Here is a 15,569-nt window from a genome sequence, read left to right on the forward strand (position 1 = left end):
GCCCTGGCACTGCCGGCGCGTTTCGGGGAGGTGCAGGCTGATGGCATGAAACCACCGGTTCTCCTGGCCGCCGTGCTGCTTCTTCCCGCCTCGGTGGCGTCCGCCGCAGCGCCACTTTCACATGGTCCTCAACCTGCGGGATTCGAAATTCCGACAGCGGCAGGAGGCATGGGTGCCGCGGTGGAGGTGGGTGCCGCGGTGGAGGTGGGTGCCGCGGCAGAGATCCGTGCCGCAGAAGTTGAACCGGTGGCGGCCGAACCCTCGTGGCAGTGGCCGCTTACTCCACGCCCGCAGGTGCTGCGGGATTTTGATCCGCCGTCCAAACCATGGCTCAGCGGCCACCGGGGCGTGGACCTGGAAGCAGTGTCCGACGGCGTCCAGGTCACCTCCCCGGCGGCGGGTACCGTCAGCTTCGTGGGAGTGGTGGTGGACCGGCCGGTCATCACCATCGACCACGGCAACGGTCTTCGCAGCAGTTTTGAGCCTGTAGAGAGCACCCTTGCAGCCGGCAGTCCCGTTGCCGCCGGGCAGGCGATCGGCACCATCGTTGCCGGGCATTGCCCTGCCTCGTCCTGCGTCCATTGGGGTGTCCGCCGGGGAGACGACTATGTGAATCCGCTTCAGTTCGTCATGGACCTGCGGCCATCCATCCTCCTGCCGCTGACCCCGTAGCCTGCCCGCGGCAACCGGAATCAGACGATGGCGGAAATGCCGGTGATGGCCCGGCCCGTCACCAGGGTGTTGATTTCGTGGGTTCCCTCGTAGGAATAGATGGCCTCGGCGTCGGCGAAGATCTTTCCCATCCCGAAGTCGGTCACAATGCCATTGCCGCCAAGGATGCTCCGCCCGATGGCGACGCTCTCGCGCATGCGTTCGGTAGTGAACGCCTTGGCCAGGGCTGACTGCTCATCCTTCGCCTGTCCCGCGTCCTCCAGTTGGGAGAGCCGGACCATCATGCCCATGGAGCTGACGGCGTTGCCCAGGATCTGGACCAATTGGCTTTGCACCAGCTGGAACGAGGCGAGCGGCCGGCCGAACTGGTGGCGCTCCACTGCATAGCGCCGGGCCACATCAAAGGCAGCCAGCTGCTGGCCAACAGCCTGCCACGCCACCCCCAGCCGGGTGACCTTCAAGACCTTGTTGACGTCGCGGAAGCTGTTGGCATGGGCCAGTTTGTAAAAGTCCGGAACCATCACGTTGTCCAACGCGATGTCGGCATTCTGGACTGTCCGGAGGGCGATTTTGTTGTCGATCTTCGCTGTGCTGAAGCCCTCAAGAGTTGTGTCGACGAGGAACCCTTTGACCTGGTTGTCCTCCACATCCCGGGCGTAGATCACCACCCAATCGGAGAAAGTGGCGTTCCCGATCCAGCGCTTTGCGCCGTTGAGGATCCAGTTGCTGCCCTCCCTCCGGGCGCTGGTGCGGGTACCGCCGGCAACGTCGCTGCCGCCCAGCGGCTCGGTCAGGCCGAACGCGCCAATCTTTTTGAGCGAGTAGATGTCCGGCAGCCAGACGTCCTTCTGCTCCTGGGAGGCGAGGGCTTCGATGGAACCGGTGAAAAGACCGTCGTGGACGCCCATGAAGGTGGAAATGGAAGCATCTGCCCGTGTCACCTCTGCGTGCAGCAGGCCGGCGAAGAGGTTGGAGTGTCCTTGCCGGCGGACAGGACTGACCAGGTCAATGTCTGCCAGCTTGGGAATCAAGTCCATCGGGAACTCGCCCCGGTTCCAGCAGTCAACGGCGATGGGACGGACCTCGCGGGCCAGGAAGTTCCTGACCTCCGCAAGCCGGTCCCGTTCTTTGTCAGTCAGCATCTGCTCGAAGGCATAGAAGTCGCCGTCGGCGTAGGGCAGGATGGATTCGGCAGCAGAAGTGGACATGATTACCTCGCAAATGATCAGCGGTGACTGTTGCTCTGACAAGAACACCTTAAGTTACTGATGAGTAACATACCGCAGGGCGGGAGGTTAAGAAAGGAAAACCGCTGCCGGCGATGGTCGCGGGCAGCGGTTTCCTGGGATGTAGGGCTACTCGGACTTGAACCGAGGACCTTAGGATTATGAGTCCCGCGCTCTAACCAGCTGAGCTATAGCCCCTTGCGGCCGGGCCTTCCATACAACACTGTGCATGGCGGCTGGGCAAAAACACTCTAGCAAACCCCGGTCAGCGTTCAGACCACCTTGTCCTCGAAGCCCGCGCCGCGGTACAGGTCCTCGAATGTCTGCAGGGTTCCCTGGATGCTGTGCGGTTCCACCATCTGCCGGCTGACCTGGCCCATGGCGGCACGCTGGTCGGCCGGAAGCTCCAGGATCTGGGTGATCTTCTTCGCCAGGTCGTCGCTGTCGTTGGGGGTGAAAAGGTAGCCGTTCCCGCCGTCGCGCACCAGGTGCGGCAGCGCCATGGCATCCGCCAGCACTACAGGGGTGGAGGCCGACATCGCTTCCAGCGTGACCAGCGACTGCAGCTCGGCCGTGCCCGGCATGCAGAAAAGGTCTGCCCGGATATAGGACTTCCGCAGTTCCTCGTCGCTGGCAAGGCCAAGGAACTGCACCCTGTCCCCCAGGCCAAGCCGGCGGACGAGCTCCTCCAGTGCGGGCCGGACTTCCCCGCCGCCCACAATCTCCAGGTGCACGTTCAGTTCAGGCGGCGTCTTGCTGATGGCCTCGATCAGCACGTCCACATGCTTCTCTTCGGCAAGGCGCCCCGCGAACATCACCGTGGGGTGCGGATGCGGCTCGATCTGTTCGCCGGGCTGGAGTTCGTAGGCAGCGGAGTCTATGCCGTTGGACAGCGGCAGCACCTTACGCAGGAAGGCATGTTCATGCATGGCCTTGGCCGCAAGTGGCGTGGGGGTGGTCACCACGTCCGCCTTGCCCATGACCTTGCCCATGTCTTTCCAGGAGATGCGGCCGATGATGTTCTTGAACCACTGCGGGAACGGCAGGAACGGGTTGAGGTTTTCCGGCATGAAGTGGTTGGTGGCCACGATCCGGACCCCGCGCTTCACTGCCTCATACAGGACGTGCTCGCCGATCATATAGTGGCTCTGGATGTGCACCACGTCAGGGTTAACCCGGTCGAAAAGAAGGCTGATTTCCTTTTTGATCTCCCAAGGCAGGCAGATCCGGAAGTACTCATGCGTGGGTACGCCATGGGAGCGGAGCCGGTGGACCGTCGCTTCTGAACGGAACTCGGTGAAGCTTTTGCCGTTGTCCGCCCGGCAGGCGAGGACGTGCACGTTGTGGCCCCGGCCGGTCATGCCCTTGGCCAGGCGGTAGCCGAACTGGGCCGCTCCGTTGATATGCGGAGGATACGTGTCCGCCGCGATCAGGATGGTCAGGGGGCGCATGTCTGCGGGCGTGGTCACGGGGAAAACTCCTGATGGTCACGGTGCGGACAGCATGTACTGGCAGCACGGTTAGCGGCCGGCGCCGGGCGCCGGGGCCTCGTGGTTCTGACGAAATCTGGTGTGGAATCGGTGGGACAGTGCTAACGCGTCGCCCGGCCCGCGGCCTTCCGCGCATCCTTCTTGCGCTTCGTGACCTCCGGATGGTGCCTTGAAAGGGCGATTACCCCAACGATAGCAAGGGACGCGGCGGTTCCCATGGCAATGGCCAGAACTGCGTGGACATCCGGGCGGAGTTCGCCAAGGATCACAATGCCAATCGCGATCCCCACAATGGGGTCGATGACCGTCAGTCCGGCGATCACCAGGTCCGGCGGGCCCGTGGAGTAGGCACTCTGGACGAACCAGGATCCGAGGCCGCCGGCGGCGATGATGGCCACCACGGAGTACCACTGAACGTTCAGCAGGAACAGGCCGTTTGGGTCGAGCAGGTGCTTGCCGATGATCCGGGTGAGGACGGCCACGAAGCCAAAAAGAACCCCGGCCCCCATGATGTAGACGAAGGCGTTCATCCGGTGCCTGAACATGACGGCCAGGGTGCCAAAGAGCCCCACCGCAAGGGCCACCAGCAGCACGATGGTGAGCTCGTCATCCAGGCTCACATGGTGGTTCTCCTGGGTGACGTTGACGGCCAGCAGGACGAAGAGGGCAGAACCGGTCATGCAGGCAGCGATGGCGACCACCGTGGGGCGGTTGATGGTCAGGTCCTGGTCCCGGGCGTTGACGATGGTGGTGATCACCAGCGCGATGGCGCCGATGGGCTGGATGACCGTCAGGGGGGCGGACACGAGCGCCACCGCGTTCATGGCCATGCCCGCGCACAGCAACAGGAGGCCGAACACCCAGCGCGGGTTCCGGAGCAGGCGCAGGAAGCCGTTGGAGCTGAGGGCCAGGCCACCGGTGTCCGCTTTGACAGCACTCCCCTGCCGCTGCGCACCAAGGGCGAGGCAGAAGGCGCCCAGCAGCGCAAGCAGGACTGCCACCCACACCATCAGGCGCTCCCGTCGTCGTGGTGTGCCTGCAGGCGGCCCTTCCGAAGGATGGCCCAGAAGTAGTTGTAGGCGGCGATCCAGTGGCCCACCAGGCCGAGGCCCAGCACGATCCAGGCAGCAATGAACAGCCCGCCGGAGAATCCGGTGTCCAGCCGGGACAGCAACAGCATGGGGGTTCCCAGCAGCAGCAGGCCGGTGCGCACCTTGCCCACCATACTGACAGGGAGGTTCGGGTGGCCACCGAAGAGGGACAGTGTCAGCGCCAGCAGGACAACGTCCGGTATCACCAGCGCGGCGAGGTACAGCCAGTGGACGACGCCGGCAATCACCAGGGTGACAGCCACTGCTATCAGTGCGAGCCGGTCGGCTATGGGATCAAGGACCCTGCCCAGTTTGGACGTCTGGTTGAAGCGGCGCGCAATGTAGCCATCGATCCAGTCCGTGCTGCCCATGACCGCCAGCACCACGACTCCGGCACCGTATTCCTGCTGCGCCAGGATCAGCCAGATGAAGAGCGGTACCCCCATGAACCGCACCACCGTGAGCAGGTTCGGAATGGTGAACACAAGGTCATGATCCACCTGGGGACGTCCAGGACGGGAGCCGGCACCAATGAACTTCACCCCGCGACCCTTTCCTTCCTGCTGCCCCATCGGGGTCCTGCTGTCTGATTGTGAACCGCCTCCGCGGGCCGTAAGGCGCAGGCCCGTGAAAGCGTCCTAGTACGTGCGGAGGAGCTTCCGGACCAGCACCAGGAAAACGGTCCCGGCAGCAATGAAGGCCGCCAGCGGCTTCCAGCGTTTCTCAACGTCGGTGGACCCGGGCAACGCGGCAAGCTTTTGGGCTGCAACGTCCTTCCCATGGCTTGCCAGGGCCTGGCCTTCCCGCAGCTTGACCTGCGCGGAACTCAGCAGGAAGCGGGCCTGGGTCTTGACGTCCAGCTCATTGCCGAGTTCGTCGCGGACTTCGGTGAGGTGGTGGCGGCGCTGGCTCAGGCGGTGGACCAGCTCCGGCTCTGATGCGTGCGGGAATTCCTTGTCGTGCTCGGCAGCTTTCGCCGCCTTCTCGGCTTTGGCCTTCGCGGCGGCTTCGTCCTTCGCGGCCTTTGCGGCTTTGCCCTCCGGGCTCTGCGGGTCCAGCACAGCGGGATTGAACGCCGCCCCCTCCTTGGCCACACCGATATCGTGCTTGATGCCGCGGATGGTTTCCTCAGGCATGAGCGGCATTGCTTTCTTGAACTTCCGCGCACCAATCAGTCCGCCGATGAGCGCTATCAGCAGGAACGCAGCGGACACCAGGAGTGCGGCCAGCCAGGCGGGCATGATGGTTGCGAGCCCCATGATGGCCGCAACGATGAGGCCCACCACCAGGAACAGGAGGAAAACGAGCGCCACAGCCAGGAATGCCGCCGCGACTCCCACCTGCATTCCCTTGCGCTTGAGCTCAATCTTTGCGAAGGCGATTTCGTCGTTGAGCTGGCGCGGCGCCAACCGGAAGAGGAGTTTCAGCGTCCTGGGCAGGGCAGTGATACGCAATCCGGGGCTGGTAGGCCCGCTGTGACGTCCGCTCATCAGTTCCGCCTTACTGGTCATGGGTCGAATCGGCTCCGGTGTGACGCGGCAAAGTGCAGCTGCACAGTCCGTGCCACCAAAACTATCATTCAGGTTTAGGGCGAACTTCGGGGCTTGCCGGGCGGCGCGCCCTACAACGCTGAAGAAATCGGCAACGGCGGGCCTAGGATTGATCTCCGTGACCACACCCAGCAATCCGGGCGATTTGTTGAGCCGCCGACGAAAACTCCTGTACATCCTTCTCCTCGGCGCCCTGACTGCCTTGGGTCCGTTCACGATCGACCTCTACCTTCCTGCGTTCCCCGCGCTGGAGGCGAGCCTTGGGGTGACTGAGGCCCAGGTCCAGCTGACCCTGGCGGGTACTACGGTGGGCTTTGCCATCGGCCAGCTGGTGGTAGGCCCCTTCAGCGATAGATTCGGCCGCCGCACCCCGCTGATTCTGGCCACGGCTCTGCATATTGCGTCATCCCTGGGTGCTGCCCTGTCCACCGACATCACCTCGCTGGGCATCTTCCGCGTCCTGATGGGCGTAGGTGCTGCCGGCGGCGGCGTGGTGGCCATGGCCATGGTGCGCGACCTGTTCTCGGGCTACGCCATGGTCAAAATGTTCTCGCGCATGTCCCTCGTCAACGGCCTGGCGCCGATCCTGGCACCTGTCATCGGCTCACAGCTGCTCCTGGTGATGCCGTGGCCGGGAATCTTCGTGTTCCTTGCCGCCTACGGCACCCTGGTGATCGTCGCCGCCTTGTTCCTGGTGCTTGAGACTTTGCCGCCGGAAAAGCGCCGGCAGAGCGGCCTGACTGCCCGCCAGCGCTACCGGATCCTTTTCAGCGACAGGGTCTTTGTCGGACTGCTGCTGGTGGCGGGCCTGAACTTCGGCGGCCTGTTCACCTACCTGTCAGCCTCGCCCTTCCTGTTCCAGGACGTTTTCGGCTTTTCCGCCCAGGAGTACGGCCTGCTCTTCGGCATCAACTCGCTGGGCATCGTTGCAGGGATCCAGACCAGTTCCCGCCTCATCCGCCGGGTGCCGCCGCAGTGGATCCTCGCAGGGGCGACGGCCTGGATGTTCGTAATGGCCATGCTGATCGTGGTGTTCGACCAGCTGGGGTTCGGCCTCTGGGGAGTCCTGGTTCCGCTGTGGTTCTACATCCTGGGCACGGGCTTCATGTTCCCCTGCGTGCAGGTGCTCGCCCTGGCCGGCCACGCGGGCCAGGCAGGCACTGCCGCCTCCCTGCTGGGCTTCTCGACATTCATGATGGCCGGACTCATTTCGCCCGTGGTGGGCTGGCTGGGCATCACCAGCGCCGCCCCCATGGGGGCAGTGCAGGCCAGCTGCATCCTGCTGGCGATTGCTGCCCTCTGGATCGTGGTCCGGCCGCGGACCGTCCCCTCGATCCATTGATGCCGTGAAGCATCCTGGGAGGCGAAAGCCGCACCGCAACGGCCGGGGACTCTTCGTCGGGGCTGTGGTTGGCGCCGTCGCGGGCTACTTCGCCGGGCGCGCCCTGGGTAACCCTGCCATGGGCATCATCCTGGGCATGGTGGCGGGCTCTGCGCTGCTGTACCGGGTCAACCCCGGCCCCTGGAACCGTCACTGACCATTCTTTCCCCCAACCCGTTGCAGGGCTTTCGGCACCTGCCGCTGGGCACTGCTCCCGGGATAAAATATTGTCCGTGCCCCGCTGGCAGGAACAACCGCCGCTTCCGGCCACATGGCAACGGTGCGACAACCGGATACTGCCACTGTGGTGGGACCGGTTGTGTGCCCAGACGGGCGAGCAGTCAGCAGCCCTCTACGCCGCCGGGCTGTTCACCGAGGACCGGCGGCGGCCCATCGCCCAGTGGTACAACCCCGCCTTCAAGGCCGCGCTGCTGGTGGCCCCCGAAACCTCCCCGGAGTGGCCGGTGCAGCGCTTCGGGATCTTTTATGCGCCCCCGGACACCGGGTTCGTGCGCGTCCATTCGGCGCCGCATGAATGGAATCCCCGCCAGCCGCGGAAGTCGCCTACCGAAAAAGAGGCCTTCCTGGCCGCAGTCGAGGAGGCGGAGCGCTTCCTGCAGGTGGAAATGGACTTTGTGTGAAATAAAAAATCCCCCGGTCCTTCTAAAAAGGGCCGGGGAATTTTCCGTTGCTCCTCCTGCTGGACTTGAACCAGCAACCCTTCGATTAACAGTCGAATGCTCTGCCAATTGAGCTAAGGAGGAATGAAGCAGGTATGACATTAGCAAAGGATTCCGGCCAAAGTGAAATCGGCGTTACCACGGGGCGAACAGCCCCTTGCCGGCCCCCAAACAGCACTGCCCGGGCAACAAAAAATCCCCGCTCCGGTAAGCCGGAACGGGGATGTGCGCTCCTCCTGCTGGACTTGAACCAGCAACCCTTCGATTAACAGTCGAATGCTCTGCCAATTGAGCTAAGGAGGAATGAAGCGGGTATTAGCCTAGCAAACACCTGCCGTAGAAACGAAATCGGGGGCCTGACCCGTAGACAGCCCACGCGGTTACGCGTCAGCACGCAGCGCCCGGCGTTCCATCTCCAGCATCATCAGTTCCCGGTTGAGCCGCTGGAAGGTCTCCGGATCCGTGGCGGGATCCAGGCGCTGGAGCTGGCCCATCTTGTCCGCCTTGACGCGGGTAATCTGGAGCTCGAAGAGACGCGAAAGGATGTCCCGGCAGTACTTCTGGACGGCTTCCTCCGTACTCGCGGGCAGCGGTACCACAGCCAGCTCGGACACGAGGGGCCGCAGCGGTTCGGGGACCTCATGCATCACCTGTTCCACCCACCGGACGGGATCGGCGGTCAGGGCCGGGTCCGTGGCGCGCATGGCGTCGTGGACGGCCTGGAAGGCGGGGGTGGCGAAGCTCGCCGCGGAGAAGCGTTCCCAGTTGCCGCCGGCCAGGAGCGACGGCTCCTGCAGCGCCACCTCAAGCGCCTGCCGTTCCATGGACGCCACCGGGTCACGTGGGTCCGGACGGTGGTAGGACGGTACAGCTCCCGACGGCGGCCCAGCAGCTACACCGGGACCCCCGCCAGGGCCCCGGCCCGCCGCGCCCTGGTGGCCGTGCTGGTGGCCGTGCTGCGGGCCGGGTTGCTGGTGGTGCCCCTGGGGGCCGGAACCCTGTATACGCCCGGTGTCGCCGCGCTTCGCGGCATTCTTCACCTCGGCATTGACCAGGCGCAGTACCTCGTTGGGATCGGGCATGCCCAGCCAGCCGGTCAGCGCCTGGCAATAGCCTGTCCGGGTGGAGGCGTCCCGGATGGCGGCCACTACCGGCACGGAGGCCTTCAGTCCCTGCACGCGCCCTTCCACGGTGTCCAGGTTGAACTGCTTGAGCGTAGTCCGGATGGCGAATTCAAACAGCGGCCGGCGGGACTGCACCAGGGCATGCACGGCTTCGTCTCCTCTGCTCTGGCGCAGGTCGCAGGGATCCGCGCCGCTGGGCTCCACGGCCACGTACGTTTGGGCAGTGAACCTCTGGTCCTCCTCGAAGGCCCGCAGGGCCGCCTTCTGCCCGGCGGCGTCGCCGTCGAAGGTGAAGACGACCTCTCCCCCGGTGCCGTCATCGGACAGCAGGCGGCGGGCGATCTTGATGTGTTCGGTGCCGAACGCGGTGCCGCAGGTGGCCACCGCAGTGGTGATTCCCGCCAGGTGGCAGGCCATCACGTCCGTGTAGCCCTCCACCACCACTAGCTGCCGGTCCTTGGCGATGCTGCGCTTGGCGAGGTCAATGCCGTAGAGGACCTGGGACTTCTTGTAAAGCGCCGTCTCGGGGGTGTTCAGGTACTTCGGGCCCTGGTCGTCCTCGTAGAGCTTCCGGGCACCGAACCCGATGGTGTCACCGGCGATGTCCTTGATGGGCCAAATGAGCCGGCCCCGGAAACGGTCATAGATCCCCCGGTTGCCTTCGGAAAACATGCCCGTCAGCTTCAGTTCCGCGTCAGTGAACCCGCGGCCGCGGAGGTGCTTGAGGAGCGCATCCCAGCCCTGCGGGGCGTAGCCGCAGCCAAAGTGCTCCGCGGCTGCCCGGTCGAAGCCGCGGCCGTGCAGGAAGGTCCGTGCCTCCGCGGCCCCGGGCGTCAGGAGCTGGGCGCGGAAGAATTCGTCGGCGATCTTGTGGGCGTCCAGCAGCCGCTGGCGGCGCCCGACTTCCTCGCGGTTGGGGCCGGTGCCGCCGTCCTCGTACCGCAGCTCATAGCCGATCCTGGCGGCCAGCTTCTCCACGGCCTCCTGGAAGGAGCTGTGGTCCTGCTTTTGGACGAAGGCGATGACGTCGCCGTCCTCGCCGCAGCCGAAGCAGTGGTAGCGGCCCACCTGGGGCCGGACGGTGAACGACGGCGAGCGCTCGTCATGGAACGGGCACAGGCCTTTGAAGGTCCCCAGTCCGGCGCCCTTCAGCGTGACGTAGCCGTCAACCACTTCCTTGATGTCTGTGCGCTGGCGTACTTCGTCGATGTCTTCACGTTTGATCAGCCCAGGCACAGAGCCATCCTAGCGACAGGGTACGACGGCGTTCGACGGCCAGTGGCATGTCTCACCGCAGCGTTCATCACCACAGCCTTTATCACCACAGGGACGGCAGGCTCCCCACCAGGCGCTCGTACATCGCCAGGGCGGACCCGTCCGTCAGGGAAGCCACCTGGTCGATGACCACGCGGAGCCGGGCGGCGTCGTCGGGAGCATCGCGCCAGTCCGCCGCGAACATTGGCTCCAGGTGCCGGTCGCCGGTGGCGCTCAGTGCCGTGACAAGGGCGTGCAGCACTTCGCGCTGGCGTTCGTAGATGGGCTGCCGGTGTTCGGTGGTCATCACAAAGGTGGTGGCCAAGCCCTTCATCACGGCAATTTCCATGACGGTCTCCTCCGGGACCATGAGCTCGGCGTTGTACCGCGTCAGTTTCTCCGGACCGTAGACGGCCCGGGTGGTTTCCAGGGCACTCTGGCAGAACCGGCCGATCAGCTGGCTGGTCATGTTCTTCAGGGCGGCCATGGACTTGCGGCTGCCGTCCGCTTCCCGGACCCACACGTCCGTGGCTTCAAGCCGGGCCAGGGCGGCGTCGATGGCGGCGGGATCATTATGCGGCAGATACCACTGCCTGGCATACCCCACCACCCGGGCACGGTGGTCCGGGTTGTCCATCCAGCGGAGCTGGAAGTGTCCGGCCACGATCGCGTCCTCGACGTCATGCACCGAATAGGAGATGTCGTCGGCGAGGTCCATGACCTGGGCCTCGAGGCAGGACCGGCGTTCGGGGGCGCCTTCCCGGATCCAGTTGAAGATGGGCAGGTCATCCTCGTAGGCGCCGAACTTGCTGGTGCGCTGGCCATGGATCACGGGGGCTTCCAAGGCGGACCACGGGTATTTGGCGGCTGCGTCCAGGCTGGCACGGGTGAGGTTCAGCCCGGCCGGCTGGCCTTCTGCCGTCAGCACCTTGGGCTCCAGCCGTGTCAGCAGCCGGAGGGTCTGGGCGTTGCCTTCGAAGCCGCCGATGGCGTGGGCTACCTCGTTCAGGGCCGATTCGCCGTTGTGGCCAAAAGGCGGGTGGCCCAGGTCATGGCTAAGGCAGGCGGTGTCCACCACATCCGGATCGCACCCCAGGGCACGGCCGAGTTCGCGGCCCACCTGGGCGACTTCCAGGCTGTGCGTGAGGCGTGTCCTTACAAAGTCGTCCGTGTCCGGGGCTACCACCTGCGTCTTGGCACCCAGCCTGCGCAGCGCCGAGGAATGCAGCACCCGGGCGCGGTCGCGCTCGAAGTCGGAGCGGTAAATGCTCTTTGGCGGTTCTTCCATCCACCGGGCGGAATCGTGGGTGTCGTAGCCCGGAAGCACCGGGGCGGCAGTACGCGTTTCAGCCACCGGAGACGTCCAGTTCCGCAGCCGAAATGTCGGCCGACTGCTCGGCGTTGAGGGCTCGCGACTGCAGCCAGTCCTTGGGCAGGGCCGGCCGTTTGGGCGACCCTGCGCGGCCGCGCGGTCCTTCGGCGTCGCTGCCGGGGTAGGGAGATTCGGTGTCCAGTTCGTCCAGGGCTGTGCGCAGGTCCTCAAGGCTGCTTACCAGCGCCATCCGGGTACGGAGTTCACCGCCCACCACATAGCCCTTGAAGTACCAGGCGATGTGCTTGCGGATCTCCCGCAGCGCCTTGCCTTCGTCACCGAAGGTTTCCACCATCAGTTCGGCATGCCGGTAGACTCCCTCGGCCACCTGCCCCAGGTTGGGCCGGAAGCGGGTGTCGCTGCCTTCGAATGCGGCCTGCAGGTCGCCGAACAGCCAGGGCCGGCCCTGGCAGCCGCGGCCCACCACCACGCCGTCGACGCCGGTCTCGCGCACCATCCGGACGGCGTCTTCAGCGGACCAGATGTCGCCGTTGCCAAGTACCGGGATATCCGGCAGCGCTTCGCGCAGGCGGGCGATCGCGGACCAGTCAGCCTGTCCGGAGTAGAACTGCGCGGCCGTCCTGCCATGCAGCGCGACGGCGGCGACGCCGGCATCGCGGGCAATGCGGCCTGCGTCGAGGTAGGTGAGGTGGTCGTCGTCAATGCCCTTGCGCATCTTGATGGTCAGCGGGATGTTGCCCTTCGAGGCTTCCCGGACAGCTGTCTGCACGATGGAGGTGAAGAGATCGATCTTCCAGGGCAGGGCTGAGCCGCCGCCGCGCCGGGTGACCTTCGGGACGGGGCAGCCGAAGTTCAGGTCGATGTGGTCGGCGCGGTCTTCCTCGACCAGCATGCGAACGGCCGCACCCACTGTCACCGGGTCCACGCCGTACAGCTGGACGGACCGGACCTTTTCATCGTCGTCGTGGGAAATGATCCGCAGGGACTCAGGGGTCCGCTCCACCAGCGCGCGGGAGGTGACCATCTCCGCCACATACATGCCGCCGCCGTACTCACGGCAGAGCCGGCGGAAAGCAGAGTTGGTGATCCCGGCCATGGGCGCCAGGATCACCGGCGTGTCCACGGTGATCGGGCCCAGCTTCAGGGGCGGGAGTTCCAGCTTGGGGGCGGGAGGAGTTGCTGCAACAGTCACCTGTCCATTGTTGCAAAGCCGGGCAAATCGGGCGTCGGGCCTGCGGCATCCGGCGGCCGCCGTCCATCACCCGCCGCCCGTCAGCGGCGGTTGGCGCGGCGCCCACGCCGGGTGGCCAGCTCTCCGTCCGGTTCTCCTTCTGAGGGGCGTGACCGCCGGGCCAGGGCCGCAGCAGCCAGCGACCCGGGGTCGTCCACTCCGGGAACTCCCACGCCGTTGCCCTCCGGCCTGGTGCCCGCTGGGGCGGAATCCGACGCACGGGCCCGCCCTCCGCCGTCGGCCGTGTCCTCCGCTGGTGGGGAGGCTCCCTGCCGCGACAGTACCCGGTTCCGGGCGGTCCCTGGGGAGTTGCCATGGACCCGTGCTTCCGGGCCTGCCCCCGGAGCCACTGGCTGAATGCCGGTGGCCTTGACCACCAGGACGGCGATCAGCGTGGTCACCGGGATGGCCAGGACCAGGCCGATGGAACCCACGAGGGTCCGGATGACTTCTTCGGACAGCTCTGCGCTGGTGAGGGTGTCCGCCAGCGGGCGGTCGTACAACATCACGATGATGAGGATGGGCAGGGCCGCACCGGCGTAGGCGAAGGCAATGGTGTACACGGTGGAGGCGATGTGGTCACGGCCGATCCGCATGGCCGAGGTGAACAGTTTCCGGGCGCTGCTGCCCGGCGCCAGCTCGTACAGCTCCCACACCGCCGAGGACTGCGTGATGGTCACATCGTTGAGAACGCCCAGCCCGGAGATGATGAGCCCGCACAGGATGACGCCGGAGATGGAGATGTTGGCGGAGGTGTTCACCAAGGTGGTGGCGTCGTGGTTGCCCACCCCGGCGAGGTTGGCGGCCCCGGTGGCCCACGCCGCCAGGAGCGCGGTGATCCCCAGCCCGAAAATAGTGCCCAGGAGCGCCGTCGATGTCCGTGCCGAGAAGCCGTGGGCGAAGTACAGGACTCCGATCATGATCACCGTGGACCCCACCAGGGCAAGCAGCAGCGGCGGTTTCCCTTCCACCAGGCCGGGAAGCATGAAGCCGGCGAGCACAAAATAGGCGCCGACGAGGCCAATCAGAGCCCGGAAGCCCCGCCAGCGTGCCACTGCGATAACCACCACGGAGTACAGCAGGGCCAGCAGGACCATGGGCAGCGTCCGGACGAAGTCAACGAAGATGAAGGCCGGCGAACCCTGCGAAGCAGAGGCGCCCTGGGCGTTGGACAGATTCAGGTAGCGGATCTGGTCGCCGGGCTTCACCCCGTGGGACCTGGCAACGTCCGGGTTGATGACCACCTTCACCGGACTTCCGCCCTTGTCCGGCTCAGTCAAGGCAAACGTGCACTCAGATCCCTGGCTTTGCTGTCCTTGCTGAGTTGGAGCCTGCTGGCTTTGCTGGGCCTCCTGGCCCGGGCCCTGGCCCTGCTGCGTCACGCCCTGCATGCAGTTTTCGGTGGCCACGCTCTTGATGGTGCCGGTGTCAAAAGTAACACCTGGGGCAGCGGAGTAAGGGTTGGCAAGCGAGATGCCTTCCTTGCTGCCCGAGGGCCAGAGCATCGCCATCCCCGCCAGGGTGAGCAGGGTCAACGGGATCAGCACCGCCGCCAGGATACGGTTGGCTTTCTGCCGGGCAGCCAACGCCTGCGGTGTCAGCTCGGAATGGCCTGTGGAAGCGTGGGAGTGGCCGGACCCCATCAGCAGTAGAACCTCATACAGTGAACTCTACGTCCGGGCCCGTAGGGTTGATAAATGGATCATCGGGGACTGGAGGTACCAGGCATGGCCAACAGCAGTATCGGTGGAGACGGCGGATCAGGTCCTGCTGAAACCCCCGCCGTTGCCCGGGAGGCGGTACTCAGCGTCCTGGCTTCCCCGGGTCCCACCCGGGGAATTGCCCTGGTGCTGCACGGCGGAAAATCGCAAAGCCGTAAGCCAGTGGAGGCAAGGCATCTGAGTCCGGTGAGGATGGTGCCCTTCGCCCGGCACCTGCACCGCGCCGGCAGGAAGCACGGGCTGGCCGTGTGGTCCCTGCGCAACAGCGTCCGTGGCTGGAACGGCGCGGACATGTCACCGTTGCAGGACGCACGCTGGGCACTCACACAGATCCAGGAGCAGCACCCGGGCGTGCCAGTGTTCCTGGTGGGCCACTCGATGGGAGGACTGACCGCAGTCTGCGCCGCCGACCACCCCTCGGTGGAGGCCGTCGTCGCGCTTGCCCCCTGGCTGCGCCCGGACACTCCAGTCTCCGCAGTGGCCGACCGCAAGGTCCTCATCGTCCACGGCACCACCGACAGGTGGACCAGCCCCTCGGCGTCGCTGCTGTTCGCCAGGCGCGCCTCCGCAGAGGCGGCCAGCATGCAGTACGTGGCCCTCAGGGGCGCGGGCCACTTCATGCTCCGCAAGACCAGGCTGTGGCAGACGCTCACCACCGGCTTTGTCATGAAGGCCTTCGCCGAAAGCACCGGCGCCCAGATTGCCCTGCCCACGGACTTCCACCGCCTGCTCCCGGAAGCAGCGGTCCAAGTGACCCTGTAATACCGCAGAGCCCACCCCTGACAGGCAGCGCCGGTGACGCCGTGAGCATCACCC

14 protein-coding genes and 3 tRNA genes are annotated in these 15,569 nt (G+C 65.5%); 5 read left to right on the forward strand and 12 right to left on the reverse strand.

Translation table 11 applies throughout. The annotated features are described in order from the left end of the window. The first annotated feature begins 45 nt into the window (after positions 1–45). On the forward strand, positions 46–672 hold the full coding sequence (locus FDW81_RS06460; protein WP_138133319.1) for a M23 family metallopeptidase: 627 nt from the start codon (positions 46–48) through the stop codon (positions 670–672). Positions 673–692: 20 nt separating this feature from the next. Here the strand turns inward: FDW81_RS06460 and FDW81_RS06465 are convergent, their stop codons facing one another. From FDW81_RS06465 to FDW81_RS06490, 6 genes are all read right to left on the reverse strand, one after another. Further along, entirely contained in the window at positions 693–1,880 is a 1,188-nt protein-coding gene (locus tag FDW81_RS06465; RefSeq protein WP_138133320.1) for an acyl-CoA dehydrogenase family protein, read from the reverse strand. A 142-nt stretch (positions 1,881–2,022) separates the two neighbouring features. Further along, a tRNA-Ile gene (locus FDW81_RS06470) sits at positions 2,023–2,096 on the reverse strand. A 74-nt stretch (positions 2,097–2,170) separates the two neighbouring features. Beyond that, entirely contained in the window at positions 2,171–3,367 is a 1,197-nt protein-coding gene (locus tag FDW81_RS06475) for a glycosyltransferase (protein ID WP_138133321.1), read from the reverse strand. A gap of 122 nt (positions 3,368–3,489) precedes the next feature. Beyond that, a complete protein-coding gene (locus FDW81_RS06480; RefSeq protein ID WP_138133322.1) occupies positions 3,490–4,398 on the reverse strand; it encodes a DMT family transporter in 909 nt (302 codons plus the stop codon). Beyond that, positions 4,398–5,021 carry a CDP-alcohol phosphatidyltransferase family protein gene (locus FDW81_RS06485; RefSeq protein WP_138133323.1) on the reverse strand — a complete coding sequence of 208 codons (624 nt, stop codon included), beginning with the start codon at positions 5,019–5,021 and terminating at the stop codon, positions 4,398–4,400. The genes FDW81_RS06480 and FDW81_RS06485 overlap by 1 nt, the downstream gene beginning before the upstream one ends. A 96-nt stretch (positions 5,022–5,117) precedes the next feature. Continuing rightward, a complete protein-coding gene (locus tag FDW81_RS06490; protein WP_138133324.1) occupies positions 5,118–5,969 on the reverse strand; it encodes a phage holin family protein in 852 nt (283 codons plus the stop codon). A gap of 178 nt (positions 5,970–6,147) precedes the next feature. Here FDW81_RS06490 and FDW81_RS06495 point away from each other — a divergent pair, with 178 nt between their 5' ends. The 3 genes from FDW81_RS06495 to FDW81_RS06505 all read left to right on the forward strand — a co-directional run bounded on the left by FDW81_RS06495 (position 6,148) and on the right by FDW81_RS06505 (position 8,051). Beyond that, complete coding sequence (locus tag FDW81_RS06495) at positions 6,148–7,371, forward strand: multidrug effflux MFS transporter (RefSeq protein WP_171027125.1); 1,224 nt, start codon at positions 6,148–6,150, stop codon at positions 7,369–7,371. Positions 7,372–7,375: 4 nt separating this feature from the next. Beyond that, complete coding sequence (locus FDW81_RS06500; protein ID WP_138133325.1) at positions 7,376–7,567, forward strand: hypothetical protein; 192 nt, start codon at positions 7,376–7,378, stop codon at positions 7,565–7,567. A gap of 76 nt (positions 7,568–7,643) precedes the next feature. Further along, positions 7,644–8,051 (forward strand): hypothetical protein, encoded by a 408-nt coding sequence (locus FDW81_RS06505; protein WP_138133326.1) that lies wholly within the window; start codon positions 7,644–7,646, stop codon positions 8,049–8,051. Between the two features lie 50 nt (positions 8,052–8,101). Here the strand turns inward: FDW81_RS06505 and FDW81_RS06510 are convergent. From FDW81_RS06510 to FDW81_RS06535, 6 genes are all read right to left on the reverse strand, one after another. Beyond that, positions 8,102–8,174: transfer RNA gene (locus FDW81_RS06510), tRNA-Asn, on the reverse strand. A 146-nt stretch (positions 8,175–8,320) separates the two neighbouring features. Beyond that, positions 8,321–8,393 (reverse strand) — tRNA-Asn (locus FDW81_RS06515). A 77-nt stretch (positions 8,394–8,470) separates the two neighbouring features. After that, positions 8,471–10,450, reverse strand: coding sequence for a DNA primase (gene dnaG, locus FDW81_RS06520; RefSeq protein ID WP_138133327.1), 1,980 nt, complete (start codon positions 10,448–10,450; stop codon positions 8,471–8,473). 82 nt (positions 10,451–10,532) lie between these two features. Further along, positions 10,533–11,822: a deoxyguanosinetriphosphate triphosphohydrolase gene (locus FDW81_RS06525; RefSeq protein ID WP_138133328.1), complete on the reverse strand. Its 1,290-nt coding sequence runs from the start codon at positions 11,820–11,822 to the stop codon at positions 10,533–10,535. Then, positions 11,815–12,993, reverse strand: a complete 1,179-nt coding sequence (gene dusB, locus FDW81_RS06530) for a tRNA dihydrouridine synthase DusB (RefSeq protein WP_138133329.1) — start codon at positions 12,991–12,993, stop codon at positions 11,815–11,817. The genes FDW81_RS06525 and dusB overlap by 8 nt, the downstream gene beginning before the upstream one ends. A gap of 80 nt (positions 12,994–13,073) precedes the next feature. Next, complete coding sequence (locus FDW81_RS06535) at positions 13,074–14,675, reverse strand: YibE/F family protein (RefSeq protein WP_240720006.1); 1,602 nt, start codon at positions 14,673–14,675, stop codon at positions 13,074–13,076. A gap of 84 nt (positions 14,676–14,759) precedes the next feature. Here FDW81_RS06535 and FDW81_RS06540 point away from each other — a divergent pair, with 84 nt between their 5' ends. Next, positions 14,760–15,515 carry an alpha/beta hydrolase gene (locus FDW81_RS06540; RefSeq protein ID WP_138133330.1) on the forward strand — a complete coding sequence of 252 codons (756 nt, stop codon included), beginning with the start codon at positions 14,760–14,762 and terminating at the stop codon, positions 15,513–15,515. Positions 15,516–15,569 lie beyond the last annotated feature (54 nt).

Source organism: Pseudarthrobacter sp. NamB4 (assembly GCF_005796185.1).
In the GTDB taxonomy this organism is placed as follows: domain Bacteria; phylum Actinomycetota; class Actinomycetes; order Actinomycetales; family Micrococcaceae; genus Arthrobacter.

Coding starts and splice junctions, on each gene's coding strand:
- FDW81_RS06535 (WP_240720006.1), bottom strand. CDS start 14,675: ATGGGGTCCGGCCACTCCCACGCTTCCACAGGCCATTCCGAGCTGACA.
- FDW81_RS06465 (WP_138133320.1), bottom strand. CDS start 1,880: ATGTCCACTTCTGCTGCCGAATCCATCCTGCCCTACGCCGACGGCGAC.
- FDW81_RS06540 (WP_138133330.1), top strand. CDS start 14,760: ATGGCCAACAGCAGTATCGGTGGAGACGGCGGATCAGGTCCTGCTGAA.
- FDW81_RS06480 (WP_138133322.1), bottom strand. CDS start 4,398: ATGGTGTGGGTGGCAGTCCTGCTTGCGCTGCTGGGCGCCTTCTGCCTC.
- FDW81_RS06460 (WP_138133319.1), top strand. CDS start 46: ATGAAACCACCGGTTCTCCTGGCCGCCGTGCTGCTTCTTCCCGCCTCG.
- FDW81_RS06490 (WP_138133324.1), bottom strand. CDS start 5,969: ATGAGCGGACGTCACAGCGGGCCTACCAGCCCCGGATTGCGTATCACT.